Here is a 217-nt window from a genome sequence, read left to right on the forward strand (position 1 = left end):
CGCCGGCATGATCGCGGACGAAGCCGCCATCGGCGTGATGAACCATAAAACGACCGCCGTGCGCGTTATCCCCGCCCCTGGCACCAAGGCTGGCGACGAGGTCAACTTCGGCGGCCTTCTGGGCTACGCTCCGGTCATCCCGGTCAACCAGGTGGGCAACTCCACCTTCATTAACCGCGGTGGCTTTATTCCGGCGCCGGTGCACGGTTTCCGCAAC

General features: G+C 64.5%; 1 protein-coding gene. It reads left to right on the forward strand.

Annotation, left to right across the window (positions count from 1 at the left end; all coding sequences use genetic code 11):
• A partial coding sequence (locus tag HMPREF2635_RS09465; RefSeq protein WP_141761696.1) for a DUF711 family protein occupies positions 1-217 on the forward strand: 217 nt, incomplete at both ends.

This window comes from Corynebacterium sp. HMSC035E02 (genome assembly GCF_001836065.1).
GTDB classification, from domain to species: Bacteria; Actinomycetota; Actinomycetes; order Mycobacteriales; family Mycobacteriaceae; genus Corynebacterium; species Corynebacterium hiratae.